The 26,277-nt window shown below is 57.1% G+C and carries 26 protein-coding genes; 16 read left to right on the forward strand and 10 right to left on the reverse strand.

The genetic code is table 11. The features are described from left to right. The first annotated feature begins 10 nt into the window (after positions 1 to 10). The gene (locus HP15_RS05705) at positions 11 to 1,525 is read left to right on the forward strand and encodes a fumarate hydratase (protein WP_014576609.1); all 1,515 of its coding nucleotides are present in this window, start codon (positions 11 to 13) and stop codon (positions 1,523 to 1,525) included. A 79-nt stretch (positions 1,526 to 1,604) separates the two neighbouring features. Here HP15_RS05705 and HP15_RS05710 read toward each other — a convergent pair whose 3' ends face one another. Next, positions 1,605 to 3,059 carry a protein adenylyltransferase SelO gene (locus tag HP15_RS05710; RefSeq protein WP_014576610.1) on the reverse strand — a complete coding sequence of 485 codons (1,455 nt, stop codon included), beginning with the start codon at positions 3,057 to 3,059 and terminating at the stop codon, positions 1,605 to 1,607. 75 nt (positions 3,060 to 3,134) lie between these two features. Here HP15_RS05710 and HP15_RS05715 point away from each other — a divergent pair, with 75 nt between their 5' ends. From HP15_RS05715 to HP15_RS05735, 5 genes are all read left to right on the forward strand, one after another. Further along, positions 3,135 to 4,073: a hypothetical protein gene (locus HP15_RS05715; RefSeq protein WP_041645128.1), complete on the forward strand. Its 939-nt coding sequence runs from the start codon at positions 3,135 to 3,137 to the stop codon at positions 4,071 to 4,073. A gap of 12 nt (positions 4,074 to 4,085) precedes the next feature. Continuing rightward, positions 4,086 to 4,901 (forward strand): HAD-IIB family hydrolase, encoded by an 816-nt coding sequence (locus HP15_RS05720; RefSeq protein ID WP_041645129.1) that lies wholly within the window; start codon positions 4,086 to 4,088, stop codon positions 4,899 to 4,901. 36 nt (positions 4,902 to 4,937) lie between these two features. Then, entirely contained in the window at positions 4,938 to 6,161 is a 1,224-nt protein-coding gene (locus HP15_RS05725; RefSeq protein WP_014576613.1) for a glycosyltransferase family protein, read from the forward strand. Continuing rightward, on the forward strand, positions 6,158 to 7,897 hold the full coding sequence (locus HP15_RS05730) for a sugar phosphorylase (RefSeq protein ID WP_014576614.1): 1,740 nt from the start codon (positions 6,158 to 6,160) through the stop codon (positions 7,895 to 7,897). Before HP15_RS05725 ends, HP15_RS05730 begins: the two co-directional genes overlap by 4 nt. Positions 7,898 to 7,981: 84 nt before the next feature. Further along, positions 7,982 to 8,947: an NAD(P)H-quinone oxidoreductase gene (locus HP15_RS05735; protein WP_373274853.1), complete on the forward strand. Its 966-nt coding sequence runs from the start codon at positions 7,982 to 7,984 to the stop codon at positions 8,945 to 8,947. Between the two features lie 34 nt (positions 8,948 to 8,981). On the opposite strand, the gene HP15_RS05740 is transcribed toward HP15_RS05735, so the two are convergent. Next, a complete protein-coding gene (locus HP15_RS05740) occupies positions 8,982 to 10,007 on the reverse strand; it encodes an NADP-dependent oxidoreductase (RefSeq protein WP_014576616.1) in 1,026 nt (341 codons plus the stop codon). Positions 10,008 to 10,176: 169 nt separating this feature from the next. On the opposite strand from HP15_RS05740, the gene HP15_RS05745 reads away from it, so the two are divergent. Together HP15_RS05745 and HP15_RS05750 are read left to right on the forward strand one after the other, a co-directional pair. After that, the gene (locus tag HP15_RS05745) at positions 10,177 to 10,590 is read left to right on the forward strand and encodes a TA system antitoxin ParD family protein (RefSeq protein WP_014576617.1); all 414 of its coding nucleotides are present in this window, start codon (positions 10,177 to 10,179) and stop codon (positions 10,588 to 10,590) included. Continuing rightward, positions 10,574 to 11,152 carry an AAA family ATPase gene (locus HP15_RS05750; RefSeq protein WP_041645130.1) on the forward strand — a complete coding sequence of 193 codons (579 nt, stop codon included), beginning with the start codon at positions 10,574 to 10,576 and terminating at the stop codon, positions 11,150 to 11,152. The genes HP15_RS05745 and HP15_RS05750 overlap by 17 nt, the downstream gene beginning before the upstream one ends. Before the next feature lie 7 nt (positions 11,153 to 11,159). Here HP15_RS05750 and HP15_RS05755 read toward each other — a convergent pair whose 3' ends face one another. Further along, a complete protein-coding gene (locus HP15_RS05755) occupies positions 11,160 to 12,056 on the reverse strand; it encodes a DUF1853 family protein (protein WP_014576619.1) in 897 nt (298 codons plus the stop codon). Positions 12,057 to 12,120: 64 nt separating this feature from the next. Between HP15_RS05755 and HP15_RS05760 the strand changes: the two genes are divergently transcribed. The 3 genes from HP15_RS05760 to HP15_RS05770 all read left to right on the forward strand — a co-directional run bounded on the left by HP15_RS05760 (position 12,121) and on the right by HP15_RS05770 (position 14,433). Next, complete coding sequence (locus HP15_RS05760) at positions 12,121 to 12,561, forward strand: VOC family protein (RefSeq protein WP_041645131.1); 441 nt, start codon at positions 12,121 to 12,123, stop codon at positions 12,559 to 12,561. Between the two features lie 101 nt (positions 12,562 to 12,662). Beyond that, positions 12,663 to 14,087, forward strand: coding sequence for a hypothetical protein (locus tag HP15_RS05765; protein WP_014576621.1), 1,425 nt, complete (start codon positions 12,663 to 12,665; stop codon positions 14,085 to 14,087). Beyond that, positions 14,059 to 14,433 carry a hypothetical protein gene (locus HP15_RS05770; RefSeq protein WP_014576622.1) on the forward strand — a complete coding sequence of 125 codons (375 nt, stop codon included), beginning with the start codon at positions 14,059 to 14,061 and terminating at the stop codon, positions 14,431 to 14,433. The genes HP15_RS05765 and HP15_RS05770 overlap by 29 nt, the downstream gene beginning before the upstream one ends. A gap of 43 nt (positions 14,434 to 14,476) precedes the next feature. Here HP15_RS05770 and HP15_RS22990 read toward each other — a convergent pair whose 3' ends face one another. Continuing rightward, the gene (locus tag HP15_RS22990) at positions 14,477 to 15,010 is read right to left on the reverse strand and encodes a cold-shock protein (RefSeq protein ID WP_041645132.1); all 534 of its coding nucleotides are present in this window, start codon (positions 15,008 to 15,010) and stop codon (positions 14,477 to 14,479) included. Positions 15,011 to 15,233: 223 nt separating this feature from the next. Between HP15_RS22990 and HP15_RS05780 the strand changes: the two genes are divergently transcribed. Beyond that, positions 15,234 to 15,452 (forward strand): SlyX family protein, encoded by a 219-nt coding sequence (locus HP15_RS05780; RefSeq protein WP_014576624.1) that lies wholly within the window; start codon positions 15,234 to 15,236, stop codon positions 15,450 to 15,452. A gap of 73 nt (positions 15,453 to 15,525) precedes the next feature. On the opposite strand, the gene dapE is transcribed toward HP15_RS05780, so the two are convergent. The 6 genes from dapE to map all read right to left on the reverse strand — a co-directional run bounded on the left by dapE (position 15,526) and on the right by map (position 22,718). Continuing rightward, the gene (gene dapE / locus HP15_RS05785; RefSeq protein WP_014576625.1) at positions 15,526 to 16,662 is read right to left on the reverse strand and encodes a succinyl-diaminopimelate desuccinylase; all 1,137 of its coding nucleotides are present in this window, start codon (positions 16,660 to 16,662) and stop codon (positions 15,526 to 15,528) included. After that, positions 16,649 to 17,677, reverse strand: a complete 1,029-nt coding sequence (gene dapD, locus HP15_RS05790; RefSeq protein WP_008170392.1) for a 2,3,4,5-tetrahydropyridine-2,6-dicarboxylate N-succinyltransferase — start codon at positions 17,675 to 17,677, stop codon at positions 16,649 to 16,651. The genes dapE and dapD overlap by 14 nt, the downstream gene beginning before the upstream one ends. Positions 17,678 to 17,764: 87 nt before the next feature. Beyond that, positions 17,765 to 18,106 (reverse strand): ArsC family reductase, encoded by a 342-nt coding sequence (locus tag HP15_RS05795; RefSeq protein ID WP_014576626.1) that lies wholly within the window; start codon positions 18,104 to 18,106, stop codon positions 17,765 to 17,767. Further along, complete coding sequence (gene dapC, locus HP15_RS05800; protein ID WP_014576627.1) at positions 18,103 to 19,305, reverse strand: succinyldiaminopimelate transaminase; 1,203 nt, start codon at positions 19,303 to 19,305, stop codon at positions 18,103 to 18,105. Before dapC ends, HP15_RS05795 begins: the two co-directional genes overlap by 4 nt. After that, positions 19,302 to 21,947 carry a [protein-PII] uridylyltransferase gene (locus HP15_RS05805; protein ID WP_014576628.1) on the reverse strand — a complete coding sequence of 882 codons (2,646 nt, stop codon included), beginning with the start codon at positions 21,945 to 21,947 and terminating at the stop codon, positions 19,302 to 19,304. The genes dapC and HP15_RS05805 overlap by 4 nt, the downstream gene beginning before the upstream one ends. Next, on the reverse strand, positions 21,948 to 22,718 hold the full coding sequence (gene map / locus HP15_RS05810) for a type I methionyl aminopeptidase (RefSeq protein ID WP_008170385.1): 771 nt from the start codon (positions 22,716 to 22,718) through the stop codon (positions 21,948 to 21,950). A 252-nt stretch (positions 22,719 to 22,970) separates the two neighbouring features. On the opposite strand from map, the gene rpsB reads away from it, so the two are divergent. The 4 genes from rpsB (at position 22,971) to frr (ending at position 26,231) form a co-directional block, all read left to right on the forward strand. After that, positions 22,971 to 23,723, forward strand: a complete 753-nt coding sequence (rpsB, locus tag HP15_RS05815) for a 30S ribosomal protein S2 (RefSeq protein WP_008170383.1) — start codon at positions 22,971 to 22,973, stop codon at positions 23,721 to 23,723. A gap of 92 nt (positions 23,724 to 23,815) precedes the next feature. Then, positions 23,816 to 24,685 (forward strand): translation elongation factor Ts, encoded by an 870-nt coding sequence (gene tsf / locus HP15_RS05820; RefSeq protein WP_008170381.1) that lies wholly within the window; start codon positions 23,816 to 23,818, stop codon positions 24,683 to 24,685. Between the two features lie 185 nt (positions 24,686 to 24,870). Continuing rightward, positions 24,871 to 25,599: a UMP kinase gene (gene pyrH, locus HP15_RS05825; protein WP_008170379.1), complete on the forward strand. Its 729-nt coding sequence runs from the start codon at positions 24,871 to 24,873 to the stop codon at positions 25,597 to 25,599. A gap of 74 nt (positions 25,600 to 25,673) precedes the next feature. Beyond that, a complete protein-coding gene (gene frr, locus HP15_RS05830) occupies positions 25,674 to 26,231 on the forward strand; it encodes a ribosome recycling factor (protein WP_008170376.1) in 558 nt (185 codons plus the stop codon). The last annotated feature ends 46 nt before the right edge of the window (positions 26,232 to 26,277 follow it).

The following is a 26,277-nucleotide window of genomic DNA, read 5'->3' on the forward strand; positions in this document are numbered from 1 at the left end:
TGAGGCGCCTATGACCACCGTAATCCGCCAGGACGATCTGATTGAAAGCGTAGCGGACGCGCTGCAGTTCATTTCCTACTACCATCCGAAAGATTTCATTGATGGTGTGTATGAGGCTTACCAAAAGGAAGAGTCCCAGGCGGCGAAGGACGCCATGGCCCAGATCCTGATCAACTCGCGCATGTGTGCGGAAGGTCATCGGCCCTTGTGTCAGGACACTGGTATTGTGACGGTATTCGTCAACATTGGTATGAACGTTCAGTGGGACTGCGAGCTACCCCTGGATGATGTGATCAACGAAGGGGTACGTCGCGCCTACACCCATCCGGACAACGTGCTGCGCGCTTCTATTCTGGATGACCCGGACGGCAAGCGTAAGAATACCGGTGATAACACGCCGGCTATCATCCACTACAAGATGGTTCCGGGCGATACGGTTGAAGTGCACGTGGCTGCCAAAGGTGGTGGTTCAGAGGCCAAGTCCAAGTTCGCGATGCTGAACCCGTCCGATTCGGTTGTAGATTGGGTTCTTAAAATGGTTCCGCAGATGGGGGCTGGCTGGTGCCCGCCTGGCATGCTGGGCATTGGTATTGGCGGTACCGCCGAAAAGGCGATGGAAATGGCCAAGGAATCCCTGCTGGATCCGATTGATATCCACGACCTGAAAGCGCGCGGTGCGTCGAACAGAGCCGAGGAACTGCGTCTTGAGCTGTTCGACAAGGTGAATGATCTGGGTATCGGTGCCCAAGGGCTGGGTGGCCTGACCACCGTTTTGGACGTTAAGGTCAAGGATTACCCAACGCACGCTGCCAATAAGCCGGTGGCCATCATCCCGAACTGTGCTGCGACTCGCCACGCGCATTTCACTCTGGATGGCACCGGACCGTCCTTGCAGACGCCGCCGCGCCTGGAAGACTGGCCGGAAATCACCTGGGAAGTGGGCGACAACGTGCGTCGCGTGAACCTCGATACGGTGACCCCGGAAGACGTAAAGGATTGGCAGCCGGGCGAAACTGTCCTGCTCTCCGGCAAGATGCTGACTGGCCGGGATGCTGCCCACAAGAAGATGGTCGACATGATCGAGAAAGGCGAGGAACTGCCGGTCGACCTGAAAGGTCGGTTCATTTATTACGTTGGCCCGGTTGATCCGGTGCGCGAAGAGGTCGTTGGTCCTGCAGGCCCGACGACTGCGACCCGAATGGACAAGTTTACCCACACCATGCTCGAAAAGACCGGCCTTACCGGAATGATCGGTAAAGCCGAGCGCGGTCAGGTGGCCATCGACGCCATCAAGGAATTCGGTGCGGTCTACCTGATGGCCGTGGGCGGGTCCGCTTACCTGGTCTCCAAGGCCATCAAGAATGCGGAAGTGGTTGCCTTCCCGGAACTGGGTATGGAAGCCATTTACGAGTTCGAGGTCGAAGACATGCCGGTCACAGTCGCCGTTGATTCACGCGGCTCGTCTGTGCACCAGACAGGTCCTGCGGAGTGGCACGAGAAGATCATTGCTGCCAAGGCGGTCTGATCTCGGTAGGTTGCCGAAAAAACAAAAGGGCCGGACGAGTATATCGTCCGGCCCTTTTTCGTTGGCTGGCGCAGCTACCTCAGCTTGAACAGCTGATATTCAGGTGCTTGCCCCAATCCGGCGGCAATGCAGCATAAGCCTCATTTTCAGGTTGCTCGTCATAGGGGCGCTCGAGAACTTTCAATAGTGCTTTCATCGGTTCGTAATCCCCGTTTTGCGCCTCCTGTATGACCTGCTGGGCCAGATAGTTCCTCAGCACATACTTTGGATTCACGCGGCGCATGGCGTATTCCCGCTCATCATGAGCGCGGCTTTCGTTCAGGAGTCTCTCCTCATAACGCTCCAGCCACTGGTCTGCCACGCTTCGATCTACAAACAGATCCCGCACCGGCCCAGGGCCATGGCTGTGCAGATTCGAGAGCGCCCGGAAGAAGGCCGTGTAGTCGACATGGTGCTCGTGCATCATGCTGAAGGTATCCATGATCAGGCTCAGGTCCGCTTCATCTTCGATGGCGAGGCCGAGCTTGTCTCGCATGTTCTGGAGGAAGCGTTCGTTGTAGGCCACCTCATAGCGGCGAAGCCCCCGGCGCACGTCGTCCTCCTCCATTACCGGGAGCAGGGCTGTGGCCAGGTAGCGGCAATTCTCGAACCCGACTTGTGGTTGACGGTTGTAGGCGTAGCGCCCGCCCTGGTCGGTATGGTTGCTTATATAGCCGGCATCGAAATCATCAAGGAATGCGAAAGGGCCATAATCAAAGGTGTCGCCGATGATGGACATGTTGTCGCTGTTCATCACGCCATGGCAGAAGCCGACTGCCTGCCAGTCCGCAATCGTTCTTGCGGTGCGTTCCACCACTTCCTCGAACCAGCGGGCGTATCGATCGTCATCCGGCAGGTTGATCAGATGAGGGGAGTGCAGCGAGATCACATGCTCAAGCAGAGTCTTTACGCTTTCAGGTCCTTCGTGGTGAGCGGCGAACTCGAAGTGTCCGAAGCGAATATGGCTTTGAGCTACGCGCACCAGTGTAGCCGCCGTCTCGATGGATTCCCTGCGCACCGGGTCTTTGGCGCTCACCATGAATAGGGCCCGGGTGGTAGGGATACCCAGTCCGTGCATGGCTTCACTGCACAGGTATTCGCGAATGGTGGAGCGAAGCACGGCGCGGCCATCCCCGAAGCGGGAATAAGGAGTCATGCCGGCGCCTTTGAGGTGCCAGTCCCAGCGTCGTCCATCGGGGCCAACGGTTTCCCACAGTAGCAGTCCACGGCCGTCGCCCAGATCGGGATTGTAGGCGCCGAACTGGTGGCCGGTGTATTTCATGGCCACAGGCTCCATGCCCTCAAGTAACTCTGATCCTGCACCCACGCCGGTCCACTCCGATTCGGAATCGGCGCGAAAGCCCATCTGTTCCGCGAGCTTGTGGTTGAAGCACACCATCTTTGCGTCTTTTAGTGGTGAGGGCTGAACCCGGGTGTAAAAACTGTCCGGGAGCTCCAGGTAGCGATGCTCTATTCGAAAATCGTTGCCACTCATAAAACGCCTATACTCCCATTGGTATGAATTCTGCTGCCGTCTCTCTTAAGTCATCCATTGAACTGGAAACCCAACGTGTCTGATCGCTCGCTAGAACAAACCATCAGTGCCCTGATTCAGCAGGAAGGCCTGCCCGATGCCTACGCCGAAACGGTAGAAAAGACCATTCTGCCGCTCGCAGACCGAATCTGTGCGCTCCATGATACGGAAAAGCAACCCATTGTGGTTGGAATTCACGGAGCCCAGGGTACGGGCAAGTCTACGTTGACACTCTTTTTACGGGAAATTCTGCTGCGCCACCGCAACCGGTCTGCGGCCAATTTTTCCCTGGATGATATTTACCTTACCAGAGGTGAACGCCAGGACCTCGCCGAACGGGTGCACCCGTTGTTTATAACCCGTGGCGTGCCGGGAACACACGACGTTGCGCTCGGGCAACAGGTCTTGAACCGCTTGCGCAGTGCAGTGCCTGAAGATGCCACCCCGATTCCTGCATTCGACAAGTCGCGGGACGACCGGGTTCCCCGGGATCAGTGGCCTGTCTTCGGGGGAAGTGCGGAGGTCATTCTTCTTGAGGGGTGGTGCCTTGATGCGCGACCGGAGCAAGACAGTGCGCTTGCCCAGCCGATGAATCCTCTGGAGGAGAACGAGGACCCGGACGGCGTCTGGCGCAGCTATGTTAATGATCAGTTGAAAGGGGAATACCGGAAATTTTTTGATGAAATCGATTTTCTGATCATGTTGAAGGCTCCCTCCATGGCGTGTGTTCTTGAGTGGCGTCGACTCCAGGAACAAAAGCTGGCAAATAAAATCCGCAATGCACCAGAAAGTGGCGGGCCCCATGATGGTGCACAGGAGTTGCGCATTATGACCGACGAAGAAGTCGGCCGCTTCGTGATGCACTATGAACGGGTTACCCGTGCCTGCCTCGCAGAAATGCCTGGGCGAGCTGATGTTCTGATCAACGTGGCCGAGGACCATGGCCTCGGCCTTCCGCAGTTTCGCGAGGCCTAACGGAGACCGGCCATGGCCAGACCCCATTTGATCCTCTTCTCAGATCTCGATGGCACCCTGCTGGACCACGACGACTACCGCTGGCAGGCGGCGGGCCCCGCCCTGGCCAAGTTGAAGGCAGCCAATATTCCCCTGGTGCTTAACTCCAGCAAAACCATGCCGGAGATCCGGGCTTTGAGGGAAGAACTTGGAAATAACGATCCGTTCATTGTCGAAAACGGTGCAGCCGTGGTTGTTCCTCCCCACGCCCTGGGCAATGCGGAAGAAGAAGTGGTGAATTTTGGTGCAACCCGGGAACGTGTCCTTGAGGTGCTGGGCGCGCAACGGAAGAAGGGCGCGCGATTCAGGGGCTTTGCCGACATGTCTACCGATGAACTTGCAGCGCAGACCGGCCTGGATCCGGCAGCGGCCGGGCGGGCCAAAGAGCGGCTGGGAACCGAACCATTGATCTGGCAGGGCTCTGAGCAGGAGCTGGCGGAGTTTGAAGCGGCTCTGAGTGCCGAGGATCTCCGCCTGGTAGCGGGCGGACGTTTTCTCCATGCCATGGGTATATTTGATAAAGCCGATGGGGCCCGGTTCTTGCTAAACAAATACAAAGAGCAATACCGGGAGCAGTATGGCGATGGGCCAGTGTTGGCCATTGCCCTGGGTGATAGCCCCAACGATCAGCAGATGCTGGAATCGGCGGATATACCGGTGGTGATCCGGGGCGTAAAAAGCGAAGAGGTTCAGTTGCCCTCGGCGAAACACGCCATTCGCTCCCTCAAGCCCGGCCCCGAGGGCTGGAATGAGTGCGTGCTCAATCTCCTGTTTGAGTACGGGTACTGACCCGTTCGAGTGTGGGTATAAAAAAGGAGAGCCGCCATGGGCGACTTTTACCAGAATGGCATTATCACAACCCTTCATAACCTGGTTCGGCGTCCGGTAGAGGAACTCGAAGCGGAGCTGATGAGTTTTCGCAAGACCCGGCCCATGTCCCTGGTGTTGCCCTCCCTGTACTCGGAGCTGGAAGGGCCGGCCCTGAAAAATATCGTGCATGAGCTGGGCAAGGTGCCTTATCTGGACCAGGTGGTCATTGGCCTGGACCGAGCCAACGAGGAACAATACCGCCACGCCCTGGAGTACTTCTCCGAGCTGCCACAGAACTTCAAGGTGCTCTGGAACGACGGGCCTCGACTCAGGAACATTGACCTGAAGCTTCGGGAGCAGAACCTGGCACCAACGGAAATGGGTAAAGGGCGAAACGTCTGGTATTGCTTTGGCTATGTGTTGGCCTCGGGTGTCAGCAAATCCGTTGCCTTGCACGACTGCGACATCCTTACGTATTCCCGGGATCTTGTGGCCCGCCTGATCTACCCTGTGGCTAACCCCGGCTTCAACTACATGTTCTGCAAAGGCTACTACGCCCGTGTAGCGGACGGAAAAATGAACGGAAGGGTCAGTCGCCTGTTGGTAACACCGTTGATCCGATCCCTGAAGAAGGTCTGCGGCCCCAACGATTTCCTGGATTACCTGGACAGTTACCGGTACCCACTGGCCGGGGAATTTTCGTTTCGCACGGATGTGATCAATGACCTGCGTATTCCCAGCGACTGGGGACTGGAAATCGGTGTGCTCTCGGAGATGAAGCGCAACTACGCCACAAACCGCCTGTGCCAGGTGGATATTGCCGATGTCTACGACCACAAGCACCAGGAGCTTTCGCCAGAGGATGCCAGCAAGGGACTGTCCAAAATGAGCATGGATATTGCCAAGGCCCTGTTCCGAAAGCTGGCCACCAACGGTGAGATTTTCTCCAATGAGAAATTCAGGACGATCAAGGCCACGTATTTCCGCATTGCCCTGGATTTCGTGGAGACCTACCAGAACGACGCCATTATCAACGGCCTGACGTTTGATCGACACAAGGAAGAAAAGGCGGTGGAGCTGTTCGCCCAGAACGTGATGCGGGCGGGCGCCTATTTCCTCGATAACCCGATGGACACACCTTTTATTCCCAGCTGGAACCGGGTCACAAGCGCGATTCCCGACATCAAGGAGCAGTTGCTGGAGGCCGTTGAGCTGGATAATGAGGAATTCCGGCCATGACCCAGGCTCTGAAAGCGAAGCTGGTTTCCATGCTGGATGTCGTCTATCCAGAGCTGGACTGTGACTTTCTGGCCGAACAGTTGCTGACCACTATGGGTCTGGAGCCCAACCAGGCCCCGCCGCCTGCGCACCAGAATAACTGGGATGAATCGGATGTGGTGCTGATTACCTATGCCGATACGGTTCAGCGGGCGGAAGAAAAACCACTGCAGACATTGCATCGGTTCCTCGCGGATTGCCTGTCAGATTCAATTTCTTCGGTGCACATTCTGCCGTTTTTCCCCTACAGCTCCGACGACGGTTTCTCGGTCATGGATTATCTGGCCGTCAACGAGTCCCACGGAAACTGGGAGGATATCGAGGGCATCGCCCGGGATTACAAGCTGATGGCGGACCTGGTGATCAACCATATGTCGGCCCGCAGCCGCTGGTTCGAGAATTTCCGCAAACGGGTAGACCCGGGCAAGGATTATTTCTTCGAGGGCAATCCAAGGGATGATCTGAGTGCCGTTGTGCGGCCCCGTACCTCACCGCTCCTTAACCCGGTCCAGACCGATGATGGCGAGCGATATGTCTGGTGTACGTTCAGTGAGGATCAGGTTGACCTGAATTTTGCCAACCCGAAGGTGCTCATCGAGTTTGCTGCTATCATCCGGCGCTATCTGGAGCGTGGCATTATCATCTTCCGGCTCGATGCCGTCGCCTTTCTCTGGAAAGAGCCGGGCACGCCCTGCATCCATCTGCAGCAAACCCATGAGCTGATCAAGATCCTGCGCCTTCTGATCGAGCACCACAGCCCGGATGCGGTGGTGATTACCGAGACCAACGTACCCAACCGCGAAAATCTCACCTATTTCGGCAACGCCAACGAAGCCCATGTAATCTATAACTTTTCCCTGCCGCCCCTGCTGATCAATACCCTGGTTACCGGTGACTGCAAGCACCTGAAAACCTGGCTGATGAGCATGCCGCCCGCGCAGATGGGCACCACCTATCTGAATTTTATTGCGTCCCACGATGGTGTGGGTATGCGGCCAACGGATGGTCTGCTGACGGAGGAAGAGAAGCAGCGGCTGATCAACACCATGGACTCGTTCGGCGGCAAGGTCTCGTACCGGCGCACGCCGGATGGCCGCGACCAGCCCTATGAAATCAACATCGCCCTGTACGATGCGCTGCAGGGCACGGCGGAGTCGGGTCGGGATCACTGGCAGTTGCAGCGCTTCGTCTGCGCCCACACCGTAATGCTGGCGCTGGAGGGGATTCCGGCCTTCTACATTCACAGTCTGCTGGCGACTGAGAACGATCTGGAGCGGGTGGAGCACACCGGTCGGCTTCGATCCATTAACCGCAGCCAGTGGCAACTGGATACTCTGGAGCAGAAGCTCGCAGATCCCCTGAGCCACCACAGCAAGGCGTTCCAGGAGCTGAAACGGCTGATTGCCATCCGGCGTAAACAGCCAGCGTTTCACCCGAACGCCACCCAGTTCACCCTGCATCTTGGCCTGCAGCTGTTTGGTTTCTGGCGCCAGAGTATGCGCCGGGACCAGTCCATCTTCTGCATTCACAACATCAGTAACGAGGTACAGCAGGTAGCGCTGAGCGACATCAATCTCATCGGCACCGATCATTGGCTGGATCTGATTTCCGGTATGACTATTGATGATCTGTCTGGCTCGATCACCCTGAAACCTTATCAGAGTGTGTGGCTGTCCAACCTGGAAGTTACCGGCTGATCCTGTCTTTGCGCCATTTGTGCAATGCTCGGAAAACTTGGGGTATCCTGTGCCCATATGAGCAAGGCCGAGACGTCATACATGATCAAAGCAATCAAGGTAACCGGGGGCAATCTAAGCTGGGAGCCCTGGGAAGGACCGGGTGAACCGCCCGCAGACCACGTCGAAATCGAGGTTGTCTGGACAGCCATCAATCGTGCGGATCTCATGCAGCGCGCTGGCGTCTATCCCCCGCCTCCGGGAGCATCCGATATTCTCGGGCTGGAGGTCAGTGGTCGCATCGCTTCGGTCGGATCCGGCGTTACCCACCTCAAACCCGGTGATGAAGTCTGCGCCCTGCTGACCGGCGGCGGTTATGCGACTCGTGTGGTGGTACCCGCGGTGCAGGTTTTGCCCGTTCCCAAAGGGGTGTCGCTGGAGACAGCTGCGGCCATTCCCGAGGTTTTTGCTACCGCCTGGTTGAATCTGTATCACGAAGCAGCCTTGAAACCGGGCGAGCGTGTGCTCCTGCATGCGGGTGCCAGCGGCCTTGGCACTGCGGTAATTCAGCTCGCAACGGCGTTTGGCAATCCGGTCTTTGCGACCGCCGGTGATAAGGCCAAACTGGAGGTTTGTCGCAATCTGGGAGCCAGTGGCGTCTGGAACCGGAACGAAGGCTCCTTCGTTGATGCTGTTACAGCGTGGGGTGGCGTGGATATGGTTCTGGATCCGGTCGGTGGCAATTATATTGCCGAAGATCAGCGGGTTCTGAACGTCGATGGCCGGATTGTGCTCATCGGACTCATGGGTGGCCGTATGGCCGAAGTGGATCTGGGCATCATGCTGATCAAACGCCAGCGCCTGATCGGTTCCACCCTCCGTTCACGCACGGTCGAGGATAAGGGCCAGGTGATGCAGGCGCTCTACAGGCACGTCTGGCCACTGCTCGCAGCCGGCCAGATTGAACCTCTGATCGATAGCACCTGGCCGATAGAAGAGGTGGAAGAGGCGATGGCCTATGTGGCCGAGAACAGGAACACCGGCAAGGTGCTCCTGAAAATCTCGGATTGATTTACACAGACCACACGCGTCTCAGGTATTGCAGTCAGTCTGCGATGTGAACCAGCTGTTTGCCGAAGTTCTGGCCTTTGAGCATGCCTTTAAAGGCATCAACGGCGTTGTCCAGCCCTTCGGCAACGGTTTCGCGGTATTTAAGTTCTCCGGAAGCAACCCTTGAGGCCAGGATGTCCGTGATTTCCTGATGCTGGTCCTGCCATTCGGTCACGAGGAAAAAACGATGCTCCGGCGCCGGATCAAGCGCCCCGAGCACGTGGAAGGGAGTTTCCACGCTGGCCATATCTTTTGCATTGTAGGCAGAGACAAAACCGCAGATGGGCACCCGGGCCCCCTCATTCAACAATGGGGCAACGGCGCGCGTAACGGCTCCACCCACGTTTTCAAAGTAGATGTCGATGCCGTCGGGGCAGGCCGCTTTGAGATCCGCTTCCAGGTTCCCCGCCTTGTAGTCAACGCAGGCGTCGAAGCCCAGCTCATTGACCACGAAATTGCACTTCTCAGGCCCACCGGCAACGCCAACCACCCGGCAACCCTCTGTTTTTGCGGTTTGGCCAACCACAGTGCCGACAGGGCCGGAGGCTGCCGAGACAACCACGGTTTCGCCGGCTTTCGGTTTGCCGACGTACATAAGGCCGCAATAACCGGTGCGCCCTGGCATGCCTGCAACGCCAAGGTAGGTTTGCAGGGGCACATTGTCCCGATGTTGAATTTTGTAGACCATCGGCGCGTCCGCCGGGAAGGTGACGTATTCCTGCCAGCCGGAGTAGCAGGTAACCAGGTCGCCGACTTTAAGGTCGTCCGAGCGGGACTCAACAACACGTGCAACACTCTCGCCGACGATAGGCTCATCGATGCCAATGGGGTCCATGTAACCCTTGGCATCGTTCATGCGTGGACGCATGTAGGGGTCCAGTGAAAGCCAGAGCACTTGAGCAACAACTTCTCCCTCGTTAGGGGAACGGACAGGACGCTCTTCCAAAACGAGATCGCCTTGTTGGATTTCGCCCTGTGGGCGTTGTTTGAGCACGACGGCTCGGTTCTTGTATTCGCTCACTTGTTCTCTCCGGTTGCATAATGAAACCAGATTAGGGTGCAGCAGAATGATGGGCGGGTCAACTGTTTAGCTGGTGCCTGCTTGTTTGCAACGTTTTGATCCAGTTGTAGCGAAACGCAACAAGTGCCATAATTTTAAGTGTGAATAGATATCTTCCCTGGAGGTAACCATGACTACCGCCGTCCGTCTCGACGATTCACTCGTTCGTCACGCCGCCGCCGAGGGCGCGGTTAATCGGCGCTCGACACCCAAGCAGATTGAGTATTGGGCCGAAATCGGGCGTGCTGTTGCCGGCGATGTGAGTGCCGAAGATCTGATTGCCATTGTGCAGGGTATACGCCAGGTTCGGGTCGAGCCGGTGGTGGCTGACTCTGTGTCCAGCGATGAGCTCTGGGCCGAGGTGGATCAGTCCAGGGAAAGCGGTGACCTGGGGCGCTCTATCGGCCGGGGGCGAACGGTTTACCAGGCCTCTGATGAGAAACCCGGCTACCTGGAAGCGATCTATCCGGACGGTAGCCGAGAACTCGGCCAGTTTCGCAACGGGCGTTTCGAGGCACTGAGTGACCGTGACAACGCAGCCTGAGCTCTGGCTGTTAGTTGGCGGTAATGGTGCGGGGAAAACAACGTTCTATGAGCGGTTCCTGGCTCGTCGCAAAATCCCGCTGGTGAATGCCGATAACATCGCCAAAAGTGTCTGGCCGGATGCTCCTGAAAAGCACAGTTACGAAGCGGCGCTTGTTGCCGAAAGGGAGCGGTTCCGACTGCTTGAGGAGCGTCAGACTTTCTGTTTTGAAACGGTCTTTTCCCATCCTTCCAAGGTGGATTTTGTTGGGGCTGCAAAGGCGGCAGGGTTCCGGATTCGGCTGTTCTATTTTCACCTGGAGTTTGCAGAACTCAACAAGGCGCGGGTTGCCTCGCGGGTCAAGTCCGGCGGCCATAGCGTCCCCGATGCCAAGATCCAGTCCCGGATTCCGCGAACTCTTGAGAATCTCCGTCAGTGCGTTGGTCTTGTCGACGAATTGCATCTTGTGGATAACTCCAGTCTCGATCACCCCTATGTGCGTGTTGCGGTTTGGGAAGAGGGGCGTTGGCGCTCTTTACAGGAAAGACTGCCCGACTGGGCAACAGACTTGATCGATGCCTGATTATTGATTACGGCCAGCTATCCGGCACAACAAATATCCGATCGGTCTCCTGCCATATCTCGCCGCTGTCGTTTTTTTCGAGTTTAGCGAATAGCATGGGAATGTTGTGCCGCTCAATGGTGTTCAGCGCGGTTGTCATGGCATCCGCTGCGGGTGGCTCGCTCTGGCGCCACGGCCCGATCCAGTGGGGTTTGTTCAACACCACCCAGCCGTGGATGTCCGACGACTCGATTTGTGAGAGGTAGCACCAGTGTCCGCGGAGGTGATTGGCAGGCACTGACTCGGGCGCTATTACCCGCGTCTCTCTCGGGTAAAACAGATAGCCCGGCATGAAGATGCGGGGCGTCACGGGTTCGTTGATTCCAGCTTCGGCGAGCAGTTCCCTGGCTTCGGGCAATCTGGTTCGCTGGCTTTGCAGGTTCAGCATGCGGTCTGCTTTCAGGTCCAGCCGATCTCTTGCGTTAGGGCCGTACCAGAGTGTTCTTCCGGCTTGCTCCGGAACCCCCAGATAATATTTGATCGCGATTTCATGGTGTTCGATGCGATCTTCCAAACGATTGTGCACCACGAAATCCAGCTCGCCAATGGTTCGACCGTTGGACTGGATTTGCCGGTTCTGCAGCAGAATGTCCCAGCCCAGAAGATCTTCAAGCAATACCCGGTAAAGCTGTTCAAAGTAAAATCCGAGCCGCTTTGGCGGCGTCTCGCTCAGCAGCGGAGGTGCCTTTTCCGGATTGCGATCCCACGCCCGGAGTTGCTCATCAACATTTTTGCTGAGGGAACGACTTGGCTCAAATGTCAGTGGGGACTGCAGCAACTGGGGCGCCTGGCATAGCCACGCAAGGTGCCTGACCGCCGGGGTGGTCAGCTCTGAAGTCGCGTAGTGGGCTGTTTTTGCATCCATATGGCCAGAATACCGTAAACTGTCCCCAAGGCACGATGATCCATACAGTTCTGAAGGAGGCTTCATGCAATATCTTCACACGATGATCCGGGTAAGCAACCTGGACGAGACCCTCCATTTCTTTTGCGACCTGCTGGGAATGGTCGAGATCAGTCGCAAAAGCAGCGACAAAGGTCGATTCACCCTGGTGTTTCTGGCTGCACCCGACGACGAGGCGCGGGCCCGTGAAGACAGGGCGCCGATGATCGAGCTCACCTACAACTGGGACCCTGAGGAATATACGGGCGGTCGGAATTTTGGCCATCTCGCCTACCGCGTCGATGACATTTATGCGCTGTGTGAGCACCTCAAAGCCAATGGTGTAACGATTAATCGTCCGCCCCGTGATGGACATATGGCTTTTATCCGCACCCCGGATAATATTTCTATCGAGCTGCTGCAGAAAGGCGATGCGCTGCCACCGAAAGAGCCCTGGGCCAGCATGGAAAACACCGGAACCTGGTAAGTGTTTGGGCGGGCCGCTGCGAAGCGTCGGAAATGCTATAATGGCCGCCCGCAATATGGCGTTCGCATCAGGACGATGCATTCAGAACATGGAGAAGTTTGATGGACGATTGGCAAGGATGCCTGGATCCCCAGTGCCAGACCGCATTATTACGAGCCCGGGAGAGCGTTGAGCGCAGGGGCGGCTCGGTGATTACCGCTGAAGACTACCTGCTTGCTCTTCTGGACTCCGCGCCTGCTATTGCCCGCTTTCTGCGCGGCTGCGGCGTGGATATGGATGAGCTTACCCGCACCATTCAGTGCGAACAACCGATCGTGACGGAAGTTGGTGGGGAGGGGCAATTATCTTCCCAGCTGATGTATTGGTTTGCGGCGGCCCGGGAAGCCAGCGATTCGCCATGGCTTGGTTGGTCGCACCTGCTGGAGGCGCTCGTTCGGCACGCGGACCGGTTGCAGCAAAAAGCCTATGTGGCGGTTTTTGAGCTTGTTACTCGCTGGCCGGATCCTTCCGATGAGCGGGAACCGGCGCCGATCGATCAATTCCAGAGAGCACCTGTGGTAGTGGCCGATTCGGCATGGGTTGAGCTGGCTGAAGATGTCGCGATCAGTCTCTCGGCGTCTTCGTCCGCCATGATCTGGGTGCGTGGCGAACGTGGGTCGGGCAAGACCGCCTGGCTGCAATCGTTGCTCCCAGCACTGGAGCAGGATTACGTCGAGTTGGATCTCAGGCGTGAAGCGGAGATTATGGCCAGTGATCTTCCGGTCCTGCCCCAGCGCACTTTGGAAAGTGCTCCAGGAGAGAGCGGCTCACGCTGGCCGGTGCTTGTGCTGGACAATGTCTCGCCTGCAGACCTGGTTGCGCTGATGGATCTCCCTGATGGGCTGGCGTCAGCGCTCGTGCTCCAGTGGGCGGGCCCAATACTTTTGCTGGGTCCTGACGAGCCCACAGAAAGCCGTTCAGCTGTCTCACTTCAGCATCGCCTGGGCCGGAGCCTCGACATCTTTGACATGCCTGTTACGAGCGTGGTCCAGCGTCAGGCCATTTTAACGGCACATCAGGCCGCCATCGAGAAGCAATGGAATATCCAGATTCCCCGCTCGGTGATCCGGTTTGTCGCCTCTCGCCAAAGCCGTTGCGTCAGCACGCCGGGGGGAATGCTTCAGTGGCTTGAGCGGGCGGCTGCAAGGCTAAATCTCTTTGCCCGCAGAGGTCCAGGCGATGCGGTCGCTCTTTCAGGACAGGCAGACACACTGAGGCGCCAGTCTCTGGTGGCGCTTGCACGCAAGGAGCCGCTCGAAGATATTGAAACGTCGTTGAGAGAGATACAGCTCCACCGGGTGGCAGCGGAAGTGGCCTGGCACGAACGACAAGCGGCCGGCACGTTGCGTCAGCTCTGTAATGAAGATTTGCGTCGGGAACTGGAGCGGCGGGTTGCAGCGGGACCCGGGCCGGTTCACTATGTGCTGCATTGTAATCAGCAGGATGGAGATTCAGCGGGTGCAGGATCTGGAAATATACATTCGTGATCTGGAGCCGGGGGCGGTTTCCGGGTGGCTTGAAAACCATGTGGACCAACTGGAACTGAATGACAGTGACGTAGCGAGCGTGATCAAGGGCTTCGCGCGCTATGAAGGTGACAGGGTTCGAATATCGCTTTATCCCGGCGCGTTCGGCAAGCGTTTTACCTCTCTGGTGATTGAGGGGCCTCGGGTACCCTGGAACAGTGATCTGGACTGCGCCCGAAGCGCATGGCGTGCCATGGATACCGAGATTCGCTGCAGTCCGGGAGACTGGAAAGAGGGCGAGCCGGTAGAGGATGAGAAATGGTGGCGTCTGGACCACCGGGGCGAGCAACAGGTCGTCTGGAACTGAAAGAGGCAGCCCTTGGGCTGCCTCTTTGTTTTCAGTGGGCGATTCAATCGCTCAGGATGGATACGTTGTCGGCCTGAAGGCCTTTGTCTGCCTCCACAACATTGAAGCGGACCAGTTGACCCTGTCGCAGGACCCGGCGCCCACGGCCACGAATCGCCCGGAAGTGAACAAATACCTCGTCACCGCTGTCACGCACGATAAAGCCGAAGCCTTTCTTGACGTTGAACCACTTTACGGTGCCTTCTTCATCACCCTCAGGGCTGCTTTCGTCATAGCCATCATCATCGTCATCATTGTGGTTCTGGCTGGGGGCACGGTTGCTCGGCCGGGTTGGGCTTTGCTGTTCGGCCGGTTTCTTGACTGAAAGCGCAATGGCCAGGAAGCCCGCAATGCCGAAAACGATCAGCGTAATAATGTAGGCTGCGATGCCACGAGTGCTACCGAGGGCCTCAATAAGCTGACCTGCAGCGATCAGGCGCAGAGGCTCTGGTGTAAAAGACAGCAACAGGGCAAGCACCAGCGGTGCGGGGATGGCGATCAGGAGAGAAAAAAGGATCGCTTTGGATGGATTACGCATTGACTGAAATTTCTCCATTCTTGTAACGCTAACGATAAAAACCGGATATCGGGTAAAATCGCACATCCGGCCGGTGAAAACCGACAGTACCCCGAAAAACGGGAGTGCTGGCGGGCAAAAGCGGCATGATACCAGATTATCCCGAGCGCTGACCAAGCAACGGAATAAGCAGTGTCATCGATCACATTCTAGAGAGAACTACCCAGGGGAGCACCAATACCCGATGAGCCAGAACGATCTGGAAACCCGACTGGACGAGCTGGAAACGCGGCTGGCCTTTCAGGACGACGTTATCAATACCCTGAGCGAACAAATTGCCAAGCAGGAAATGGATATCCGTGAGTTGTGGGAGGCCAAGCGGCTGCTGCACAAACAGTTGAAAGATGTTTCACCGTCCAATATCAAGTCAGAGCAGGACGAAACACCTCCCCCTCATTATTGATAATGGCACATTAAAAAAGGGATCGGATGAAGGTTTCATCTGATCCCTTTTCGTTGGATTCCGGTTCCCGCTTTTATGCCAGCAGTTCGATCAGAATCTGTTCGTAGATTTCAGACAGGGTATTCAAATCGTCGGCCTTTACGCACTCATCCACTTTGTGAATGGTCGCATTGATGGGGCCAAGTTCGACCACCTGCGCGCCGGTAGGTGCAATGAAGCGACCATCCGAGGTGCCGCCGGAGGTTGAAAGTTCGGTTTCCCGGCCTGTCACCGTGCGAATGGCGCTCTGGCTGGCAGACACGAGTGCGCCCTTGTCCGTCAGGAACGGACGGCCACTGAGGTGCCACTGCAGATCGTATTTCAGGTTGTGGCGGTCCAGGATGGCTACCACCCGTTCCTCCAGACTTTCTGCAGTGTTTTCCGTGCAGTAGCGGAAGTTGAAGTGCACCAGGCATTCACCGGGAATAATGTTGCTGCCCGTACCGGCCTCCAGCTTGGTGATCTGGAAGGTGGTTGGCGGGAAGAAGTCGTTGCCGTTATCCCAGAACTCCTTTGCCAGCGCATCCAGGGCAGGCGCAACCAGGTGAACCGGGTTCTCGGCCAGGTGCGGATAGGCTACGTGGCCCTGAACCCCATGCACGGTCAGGTAACCATGCAGAGAGCCCCGTCGACCATTCTTGATCACATCACCCACTTCTCGGGTGCTGGACGGCTCGCCAATCAGGCACCAGTCGATCTTTTCGTTCCTGGCTTCGAGAGTTTCCACCACTTTGACCGTGCCGTGTTGGGCTGGCCCCTCTTCGTCACTGGTAATCAGCAGGGCTATGGAACCCCGATGGTCCGGGTAGCTTGCAACGAAGCGCTCGCAGGCAGTTACGAAGGCTGCCAGGCTGCCCTTCATGTCCGCGGCGCCACGGCCGAGAAGGTAGCCATCCCTGATCACGGGATCAAAGGGTGGGTGCGACCAGTTCTTTTCCGGCCCGGTTGGTACCACATCGGTATGGCCGGCAAAGGCCAGTACCGGCCCCTCGGAGCCCTTTCGGGCCCAGAGGTTATCGGTATCGCCAAAGCGCAGGTTCTCGCCGGTGAAGCCCAGAGGCGCAAGGCGCGACATCATCAGTTCCTGACAGCCGGCATCGTCTGGCGTGACAGACGGCCGGCGGATCAGATCAACGGCAAGTTCGAGGGTCGGGGAATCAGTTGTTTGCATGCAGCTCTTCATTCAGCTCGATGGCAGACTTGTTGGTTTTGCACTCCACCGCGCCAGTTTGGCTGTTACGGCGGAAAAGCAGGTCTGTCTGGTTGGCCAGATCGCGGGCCTTGATCACCTCAACCAACTCGTTGTTGTCGTCGAGCAGCGCAACCTTGGTGCCGGCGGTGATGTACAGCCCGGCCTCAACCTTGCAACGGTCGCCCAGCGGGATGCCGATACCGGCGTTGGCGCCGATCAGGCAGTTCTCGCCAACGGCAATGATGATGTTGCCTCCACCGGAAAGGGTGCCCATGGTGGAGCAGCCACCGCCCAGATCAGACCCCTTGCCAACCATGACGCCGGCGGAAATACGGCCCTCGATCATGCTGGTGCCTTCGGTGCCGGCGTTGAAGTTGATAAACCCTTCGTGCATGACCGTGGTGCCTTCACCCACATAGGCGCCAAGGCGAACCCGGGCGGTATCGGCAATGCGGACACCTTTCGGTACCACGTAATCGGTCATCTGCGGGAATTTATCCACGGATTTGACTTCCAGTGTGCGGCCTTCCAGGCGAGCCTGAAGCTGGCGGTCGGACAGTTCGTTCAGATCGATCGCGCCTTCGCTGGTCCAGGCCAGATTCGGCAGCAGGCCAAAAATGCCGTCCAGCTTCAATCCGTGGGGTTTGGCCATGCGATGAGAAATCAGGTGAAGCTTGAGGTAAACCTCCGGGGTGCTGGACGCGGTGTCATCTGTTTCGAGTACTGTGACAACCACCGGGCGCTTGCTGGCGGCCGCTTTGTCCGCCAGTGATGCCTGGCCTGTCTGGCCGATCTGACGCAAGGCGTTGGCGAGCTGGCTGAGCTGCTCGGCGGTCGCGCTGATCGCCTGGTTGCCACCCTTGTAATCAAGGGCGTTGGAGATGACGTCCATCAGGGTGTTATCGGGTGTCATGACCGGCTGCTGGTAAAACACTTCCAGCCACTCGCCCTGGTTGTTCTGGGTGCCGATACCGATACCGAATGCAAAGCTCATCTGATGGTTGCTCCTGTTTTGAATGTGGGGGCAGGGCAATGCCTCAAGACCCCTGAAATTAAAGTTTGGATCTGGTTTGCCCGAGATTCAGGCCAGCCATGCGGACCATTCGTCTGCACTGAAACCTACGCGCACATCACCGCCGTTTTCGACAACGGGGCGCTTAATAATGGATGGATTCTCCAGCATGATCTCGTAAGCGCTTTGGGCGTCAATGGTATCACGAACGTCCTCCGGAAGTTTGCGCCAGGTGGTGCCACGGCGGTTCAGCAGGGTTTCCCATCCGACCGCCTGCTCCCAGCGGAACAGCAACTCACTCTGCAGGCCATCCTTCTTGAAGTCGTGGAATTCGTAGTCGATACCTTGTTCGTCCAGCCACTTCCGGGCCTTCTTTACGGTGTCGCAGTTTTTGATGCCGTACAGTTTCATGGCTTGTTCGCCTTAACAAATTCAACAATGCGTTCCGCTGCCTCTACGCACTCTTCCAGCGGGGCGACCAGGGCCATCCGGACACGGTTTTCTCCGGGGTTATGGCCATCCACGGTTCGGGAAAGATATCGCCCAGGCAACACGTGCACGTTCTGTTGCGCCGAGAGCTCCCGGGCAAACGTTTCATCGTCCATCGGAGTTATCGGCCACAGGTAAAACCCGGCATCCGGAAAATCAACATCCATAACTTCCCGGAGGATCGGGACCACTGCCTCAAATTTGGCGCGGTACGCTGCACGATTCTCCCGAACGTGGTCCTCGTCGCTCCAGGCGGCGATGCTCGCCAGCTGATTGTGGATCGGCATGGCGCAGCCGTGATAGGTGCGGTACTTCAGGTAGCCGTCAAGAATGTTTGCATCCCCGGCTACGAAACCCGATCGCAGGCCGGGCAGGTTGCTGCGTTTGGACAGGCTGTGGAACACCACGCAGCGGGCGTAGTCATCCCGGCCAATGGCGGCGCAGGTTTGCAGGAGGCCTTCCGGCGCGTTGCCTTCCTCCGGATAGAGTTCGGAGTAGCATTCGTCGGAAGCAACGATAAAGTCGTGTTTGTCGGCCAGGGCTATCACCCTGGTCAGCGCCTCCCGGGAGATAACAGCACCACTGGGATTGCCCGGGGAGCACAGAAACAGTATCTGGCATTCTTGCCAGATGGATTCGGGCACTGAATCAAAATCGGGAATGAAGCCATTTGAGCCATCGCAGGGGATGTATACGGGCGTCGCGCCTGCAAGGAAGGCGGCTCCCTCGTAAACCTGATAAAACGGATTGGGGCTGACTACGGTGGCAGGCTTGGTGGCATCCACGACAGCCTGAACCAGGGAAAAGATGGCTTCACGTGTGCCGTTTACCGGCACGATGTTGTTCGCCGCGCTGAGGCTGCCGGCCTTCAGATTGAATCGGCGGGTTGCCCAGCCACTGATGGCCTCGCGAAGTTCATCCGTACCCCGGGTGGTGGGGTAATTGGCAAGCTTGTCCAGATTGTTCGCAATGACCTGTTTGACGAAATCGGGCGAAGGGTGCTTCGGCTCTCCAATCCCCAGGGAAATCGGCCGGAGATGATCGGGCACGCTGATGCCTGCCTTCAGTTTGGCAAGCTTTTCAAAAGGGTAGGGATGAAGTCTGTCCAGGTTCGGATTCATTGAATGTCGTCCAGCATTTTACAGAGATCTTGCTGCAGGGCCTGGCATACCGCCAGCTCCCGGATGGGCTCGCCGTGTTCGTCCGTCACGAAGAAAACGTCCTCCACGCGCTCGCCCAGGGTGGCAATCTTGGCGTTGCTCAGGCGTACCCGGTGCTCCAGCAGCACCTGGCCGATGCGGGCCAGAAGCCCCGGGCGGTCGGGCGTGATCACTTCCATTACGGTGCGCTGGTTGATGGTGTCATTCGAGAACGTCACTTCCGTTGGGAAAGCGAAATGCTTGAGCTGGCGTGGCGTGCGCCGGTGGATGATGTCCGGATAGTCATCCGGGTCGTCCAGCTCTTCGATCAGGCGCAAACGCACTCGCTCTTTTCTCGCAGGGTCGATTCCCAGAGGCTGTCCCTTCTCATCAAGTACCACATAGGAACTGATCGAGTAGGGCCCCTCGCTTGAGCTGATGCGCGCGTCCACGATGTTCAGGTTCAGCTGTTCTAGGACCGCCGTTGTCGCAGCGAACAGGGCAACCCGGTCCTTCATGTAGATAATGATCTGGGAGTAGCCGTCCGTCGGGCCGCCCCGCGTGTCTCGAATCAGCACCAGCGGGTCCGTATTGTCGCCGTGTCTGATGATGGCAGCAGTCTGCCAGGCGATGTCCACGGTCGAGTCCTGGAGGAAATAGTCTTCGTCCACGGTGTCCCAGATGGCGTCGATCTGTTCATCGGTCATGTTCTGGGCATGCAGGATTTCCCGGGCTTCCGACTGGGTAGCGCGAACCCATTCCTGTCGGTCGATGGGCGTTTCAGTGCCCCGACGCAAAGCCCGTTTTGCCTCGATATAGAGTTGGCGCAACAGCGAGGCCCGCCACGTGTTCCACAGCTTCGGATTGGTAGCGCTGATGTCGCACACAGTTAGAACGTACAGGTAATCCAGGTGCGCCTGGCTCGGCACTGCCCTGGCAAACCCGTGGATAATGTCCGGGTCGGAGATGTCTTTGCGCTGGGCTGTCATGGACATCAGCAGGTGGTTTTCCACCAGCCAGGAAATCAGCTGGGTGTCCCGTTCGCTCAGGTGATGCCGCTGGCAGAAGGCCTCGGCGTCGATGGCACCCAGTTCCGAGTGATCGCCACCCCGGCCTTTGGCCACATCATGGTAAATGCCCGCAATGTAGAGAGTTTCCAGTTTCGGCAGCCGGTGAATCAGGCGAGATGCCAGCGGATACTCGGTTCGGGCTTCCGAGCCGCCAAGCCTTACCATGTTGCGGATGACCCGCATGGTGTGGGCATCCACGGTGTAAATGTGGAAAAGGTCGTGCTGCATCTGGCCAATGATCTGGCCAAACTCCGGGAGATAGCGCCCGAGCACGTTGTACTTCTTCATGGCAGACAGCGTCTGATCCAGGGCATGGGGCGTTCTGAGCAGCTCCATGAACAGGGTAGTCACCGCCAGATCAGATCGGAACGCATCATCGATTAAATGCCGGTGGGCCCGAAGCGACCGGATCGTCGTGGCCCGGATGCCCTTGATCTCAGGGTGCTGAGCCATCAGAACGAAGATTTCCATGATGGCATAGGGCGCGTAGGCGAAGACCTGGTTGTTGACCGCTTCAATATAGTAGTTACGAATCTGGAAACGCTTGTTGATGGGCTGGATGGCGTCTTCCGATGGGCTACCCAGAATCGCTTCGTCGTAATACTGCAGAATCACATCCGCCAGTTCGGCGAGGGCCAGGACGGTGCGATAGTAGGCCTGCATCATCAATTCGACGCCGAGCCGCTTACCTTCATCTCTATAACCGAGCATCTGGGCCAGGGCTCGCTGATGATCGAACAGCAGCCGGTTTTCATTCCGGTCAGCGAGCAGCTGCAGGCCGTATCGCAGTTGCCAGAGGAAGGTTTCACCCTGGAACAGAATCTGATGCTCTTCCTCGGTAAGAATGCTGAAGCGGGTCAGGTCAGCGATGTTCTGCAGTCCGAAATGTCGCTTGGTAATCCAGCCGATCGTCTGTATGTCCCGCAGGGCGCCCGGGGAACCCTTCACGTTTGGTTCCAGGTTGTATTCGGTATCGCCGTATTTCTGATGCCGTTGCTGCTGCTCCTCACGCTTCGCAATAAAGTAGTCGCGGTCGGTGCTGACATCATCGGAATAGACTTGCTCGCTCAGATCTGACCGGAGTTCATCCGGGCCGGCAATCGTGCGCGTTTCCAGCAGGTTGGTCAGTATGGTGATGTCTTCGCGGGCGGCTGTCTTGCTTTCCTCGATGCTGCGAACACTGTGGCCGATATCCAGCCTGAGATCCCACAGCAGGGTAACAAACGCGCCCAGGTCTTCGTGCCAGCTGTCTTCGATGCCGGCACGGGTGAGAATGAGCAGGTCGATGTCCGAATGCGGGTGCAGCTCACCCCGTCCATAGCCGCCGACGGCGATCAGGGCAATGTCCGGTGAATCGGAAAAGGGGTAGCGGTTCCAGATCAATCTGAGAACTGTGTCGACCGTGTCAGCCCGGGAGCGGACAAGGGCGCGCACATCGGCGCCTTGTCGAAAGGCCTCGGCATCGGCGTCATACCTGCCCTTTAACAGCTCCCGGGCCGCCGTAACCGGAGATGGGTCATTACTGATGCGGGATTCCAGCTCGCTTTGGTCCACTTAGAAGGACTCTTCCTTTCGCTTGGTCAAGACCTCATGACCGTCCGCCGTCACAAGGATGGTGTGCTCCCATTGTGCAGAGAGTTTGTGGTCCTTGGTCACGACGGTCCAGCCATCCGGCAGAAGCTTGGTCTGGTACTTGCCCTGGTTGATCATCGGCTCAATTGTAAACGTCATACCTTCCTGCAGCTCCAGACCGGTGCCGGGTTTGCCGTAATGCATTACCTGAGGCTCCTCGTGGAATACTGCGCCGATGCCATGGCCACAGTAATCTCGAACCACGGAATAGCGGTGTTTCTCGGCGTGCTGCTGAATCACATGCCCAATATCCCCCAGACGGGTTCCCGGCTTGACCAGCTCAATGCCTTTATAGAGGCATTCCTGTGTTATCTGGATCAGCCGCTCGGTGCCAGGTTTCGGCTTGCCGACAATCCACATCTTGCTGGTGTCGCCGTGGTAGCCATCCTTTATTACGGTGACATCGATATTAAGGATGTCTCCATCTTTGAGGATTTTCTTCTCAGACGGGATGCCATGGCAGATAACGTGGTTGACCGACGTGCAGATGGACTTCGGAAACCCCTTGTAGTTGAGCGGTGCCGGAATGCACTTTTGCTCGTTGACAATATAGTCGTGGCAAATCCGGTCGAGCTCTTCGGTGGAAACGCCGGGCTTGACGTGATCGCCGATCATCTCGAGCACTTCGGCCGCCAGGCGGCCAGCGACGCGCATCTTTTCAATTTCTTCCGGTGTCTTGATCGATACCTGCATTGGGTTTCCCGTTGTTTGTGCCAAACCGGCATTTTAAGGGGCCTGCTGCCCGGGTACAAGGAAGCTCGCCGTCAAAAATAATGGCGTTTGTCGGGGCGAATATGGTATAAACGCGCCCGCTGGAAACGAATCCAGCAAATTCACACACGTGTCGGCACGTTATCCTAGGGTGCCTGCTCCTGCTTTTAAAGGAGTCAGGTTGGGGTAATCGGATACGTGGAGGACTAACCCGAAGCTAAAAAGGTAACTATCATGGCTCAGGTAAATATGCGTGACCTGCTTAAGGCAGGTGCTCACTTCGGTCACCAGACCCGCTACTGGAACCCGAAAATGTCGAAGTTCATCTTCGGCGCCCGTAACAAGATTCATATCATCAACCTTGAGCAGACTGTTCCTGCCATGAACGACGCGCTGAAGTTTGTTCAGCAGCTGGCAGAGAACAAGAACAAGATCCTGTTCGTTGGTACCAAGCGTGCCGCGGCCAAGATTATCAAGGAAGAAGCCGAGCGTGCCGGTCAGCCGTTCGTTAACCACCGCTGGCTCGGTGGCATGCTGACCAACTACAAGACCATCCGTCAGTCTATCCGTCGCTACCGTGACCTGGAAACCCAGAGTCAGGACGGTACTTTTGACAAGCTGACCAAGAAAGAAGCACTGGATCGTACCCGTGAAATGGACCGCCTCGAGCGCTCCATTGGTGGTATCAAGGACATGGGCGGCCTGCCGGACGCGATGTTCGTGATTGACGTTGACCACGAGCGTATCGCCATCAAGGAAGCCAACAAGCTTGGTATTCCTGTCATCGGTGTTGTGGATACCAACAGTGATCCCGACGGTGTCGATTACGTGATCCCGGGCAACGATGACGCTATCCGTGCGATCCAGATTTACGTGAAAGCCGTTGCTGATACCTGCATGGAAGCAGCCCAGTCTGCTGGTGCCGGTGCTGACGAGTTTGTTGAAGTCAGCGAAGACGCTGAAGGCGCTGCTCCAGCCGCTGAGTAACGTTTTACCTTCACGTTTTAGATGTAAGGTGTGCCCGGTGTTTTCCGAGGCACACCGCCCCACCGAATTCGGAACAGTTGAGAGGATTGAACATGGCTGCAATTACCGCTGCAATGGTCAAAGAGCTGCGTGAGCGTACCGGCCTTGGCATGATGGAATGCAAGAAGGCACTTGTTGAAGCCGAAGGCAGCGTTGACGCTGCGATCGAAGAGCTGCGCAAGTCATCCGGTCTGAAAGCTGCCAAGAAAGCCGGCCGTACCGCCGCTGAAGGCGCTTCACTGATCAAGATCTCTGACGACAACACCGTTGCCTTTATTCTGGAAGTGAACTCCGAGACCGACTTTGTTGCTCGCGATGACAACTTCCTGAACTTTGCCAACGACGTGCTGAACGTTGCGTTTGAAAATGGCGAAACCGACGTAGCCAAGCTGATGGAAGGCGATCTGGAATCCAAGCGTGAAGCGCTGGTTCAGAAAATCGGCGAGAACATTACTGTTCGTCGTGTCGTCAAGGTTGAAGGCCCGGTTGTTGGTGGATACGTCCACAGCAACAACAAGATCGCTTCGGTTGTCGCCCTGACTGCCGGTGATCCTGAAGTTGCCCGTGACATCGCCATGCACGCAGCTGCGGTTAACCCGCGTGTCGGCAAGCCGGAAGATATGCCGGCTGAAGAACTCGAAAGAGAGAAGGATGTGATCAAGGCCCAGCCGGATATGGAAGGCAAGCCTGCCGAGATCGTCGAAAAGATGATGGGTGGCCGCATCAAGAAGTTCCTCAAGGAGAACAGCCTTGTTGAGCAGCCTTTCGTCAAGAACCCGGACCAGACCGTGGGCGAGCTGATCAAGTCCAACGGCGGCGAGCTGGTTGGCTTCGTTCGTCTGGAAGTGGGTGAAGGCATTGAGAAGGAAGAAGTGGACTTTGCTGCCGAGGTTGCTGCTGCAGCCGGCACAGGCAAGGCCTGATCCTTCGTTCGATGCAGCGGGCTTTGAGCCACTGTATCACCTGAGTCTGCCACGTTAGCCGGGAATTCCCGGCTCTCGTGGCGGGCTTGTATCTGAGATACCCCTTTTTATGAGGAGTATGTCAGATACAAGCCTGCAACGGGTACCACGCCGGATAGCAGCCAACAGACGACAAGGGGATCATCATGCCGACATCATCGAAAACCCAGCCCAGATACAAGCGTGTTCTGCTCAAACTCAGTGGCGAGGCCCTGATGGGAGAGCACGATTTCGGTATTGATCCCAAAGTTCTTGACCGCATGGCACTGGAAATCGGTGCGCTGATTGGCATCGGCGTGCAGGTTGGTCTGGTGATTGGTGGCGGCAACCTGTTCCGTGGCGCAGCCCTGAATGCGGCCGGCATGGATCGGGTTACCGGTGATCATATGGGCATGCTGGCCACCGTGATGAACGGTCTGGCCATGCGTGATGCCCTGGAACGTTCGAACATCCGGACCCGTGTGATGTCCGCGATCCCCATGAGCGGCATCGTGGAGCACTACGACCGCCGTCGCGCGGTACGGGATCTGAAGGATGGCGATGTCGTGATCTTCTGCGCCGGTACCGGTAACCCTTTCTTCACGACCGATTCCGCTGCATGTCTGCGTGGCATTGAGATCGAGGCCGACGCGGTGCTGAAGGCTACGAAAGTGGATGGCGTATACTCAGCGGATCCGCACCTCGACAGCAGTGCAGAGAAATACGACTACCTCACCTATGATGAGGTTCTGGACAAGAAACTGGGTGTGATGGATTTGACAGCCATCTGTCTCGCCCGTGACCACGGCATGCCGCTGCGGGTGTTCGATATGAACCGTGCCGGCGCCCTTACTCGCATCGTAACTGGCGAGAAAGAAGGTACACTGATCGAATGAATCGCTGTCCCGGCCCCACAGGATCGTGGCGCCAGATTACAGAATGACATGACGAACGAATTGAGGATGCTGAAGTGATCAACGACATCAAAGCAGAAGCCGAAAAGAAAATGAAAAAGAGCCTGGAGTCCCTTAACTCCGCGTTCAACAAGATCCGCACCGGCCGTGCCCACCCCTCTATCCTGGATAGTGTCATGGTGAACTACTACGGCCAGGAGACGCCGCTGAAGCAGGTGGCTAGCGTCAACGTCGAGGATAACCGCACGCTGACGGTCTCTCCCTGGGAGAAAAACCTGATGCCGACCATCGAGAAAGCTATCATGGCATCAGACCTTGGCCTGAACCCGGCGACCAGCGGCGATATCATCCGTATCCCGATGCCCATGCTGACAGAAGAAACCCGTAAGGAAATGGTCAAGCAGGCAAAAGCAGACGCCGAGCACGGTCGTGTTTCCATCCGTAATGCGCGTCGTGACGCGAACAGCATGATCAAGGATCTGCTGAAGGAAAAGGAAATCACCGAAGACGACGAGCGCAAGGGCGAGGACGATATCCAGAAGCTGACTGACCGCTACATTGCAGAAGTCGAGAAGATGCTCAAGGCCAAAGAAGAGGACCTGATGGCGGTTTAACCGTCCGGACCTACTTGCACGCGAATTGAAAGGCCGAAGCACCGAG

This window comes from Marinobacter adhaerens HP15, assembly GCF_000166295.1.
Taxonomy (GTDB): Bacteria; Pseudomonadota; Gammaproteobacteria; order Pseudomonadales; family Oleiphilaceae; genus Marinobacter; species Marinobacter adhaerens.

What these genes read in the sequence shown, in the direction of transcription:
- dapC (WP_014576627.1), bottom strand. Translation starts at nt 19,305, where the DNA reads ATGAATCCGAACCTGGACAGACTTCATCCCTACCCTTTTGAAAAGCTT.
- HP15_RS05725 (WP_014576613.1), top strand. Translation starts at nt 4,938, where the DNA reads ATGGGCGACTTTTACCAGAATGGCATTATCACAACCCTTCATAACCTG.
- HP15_RS05755 (WP_014576619.1), bottom strand. Translation starts at nt 12,056, where the DNA reads ATGGATGCAAAAACAGCCCACTACGCGACTTCAGAGCTGACCACCCCG.
- HP15_RS05745 (WP_014576617.1), top strand. Translation starts at nt 10,177, where the DNA reads ATGACTACCGCCGTCCGTCTCGACGATTCACTCGTTCGTCACGCCGCC.
- tsf (WP_008170381.1), top strand. Translation starts at nt 23,816, where the DNA reads ATGGCTGCAATTACCGCTGCAATGGTCAAAGAGCTGCGTGAGCGTACC.
- HP15_RS05720 (WP_041645129.1), top strand. Translation starts at nt 4,086, where the DNA reads ATGGCCAGACCCCATTTGATCCTCTTCTCAGATCTCGATGGCACCCTG.
- pyrH (WP_008170379.1), top strand. Translation starts at nt 24,871, where the DNA reads ATGCCGACATCATCGAAAACCCAGCCCAGATACAAGCGTGTTCTGCTC.
- HP15_RS05710 (WP_014576610.1), bottom strand. Translation starts at nt 3,059, where the DNA reads ATGAGTGGCAACGATTTTCGAATAGAGCATCGCTACCTGGAGCTCCCG.
- HP15_RS05795 (WP_014576626.1), bottom strand. Translation starts at nt 18,106, where the DNA reads ATGAAACTGTACGGCATCAAAAACTGCGACACCGTAAAGAAGGCCCGG.
- HP15_RS05765 (WP_014576621.1), top strand. Translation starts at nt 12,663, where the DNA reads ATGGACGATTGGCAAGGATGCCTGGATCCCCAGTGCCAGACCGCATTA.
- dapE (WP_014576625.1), bottom strand. Translation starts at nt 16,662, where the DNA reads ATGCAAACAACTGATTCCCCGACCCTCGAACTTGCCGTTGATCTGATC.
- HP15_RS05760 (WP_041645131.1), top strand. Translation starts at nt 12,121, where the DNA reads ATGCAATATCTTCACACGATGATCCGGGTAAGCAACCTGGACGAGACC.
- HP15_RS05730 (WP_014576614.1), top strand. Translation starts at nt 6,158, where the DNA reads ATGACCCAGGCTCTGAAAGCGAAGCTGGTTTCCATGCTGGATGTCGTC.
- map (WP_008170385.1), bottom strand. Translation starts at nt 22,718, where the DNA reads ATGCAGGTATCGATCAAGACACCGGAAGAAATTGAAAAGATGCGCGTC.
- HP15_RS22990 (WP_041645132.1), bottom strand. Translation starts at nt 15,010, where the DNA reads ATGCGTAATCCATCCAAAGCGATCCTTTTTTCTCTCCTGATCGCCATC.
- HP15_RS05705 (WP_014576609.1), top strand. Translation starts at nt 11, where the DNA reads ATGACCACCGTAATCCGCCAGGACGATCTGATTGAAAGCGTAGCGGAC.
- dapD (WP_008170392.1), bottom strand. Translation starts at nt 17,677, where the DNA reads ATGAGCTTTGCATTCGGTATCGGTATCGGCACCCAGAACAACCAGGGC.
- HP15_RS05780 (WP_014576624.1), top strand. Translation starts at nt 15,234, where the DNA reads ATGAGCCAGAACGATCTGGAAACCCGACTGGACGAGCTGGAAACGCGG.
- rpsB (WP_008170383.1), top strand. Translation starts at nt 22,971, where the DNA reads ATGGCTCAGGTAAATATGCGTGACCTGCTTAAGGCAGGTGCTCACTTC.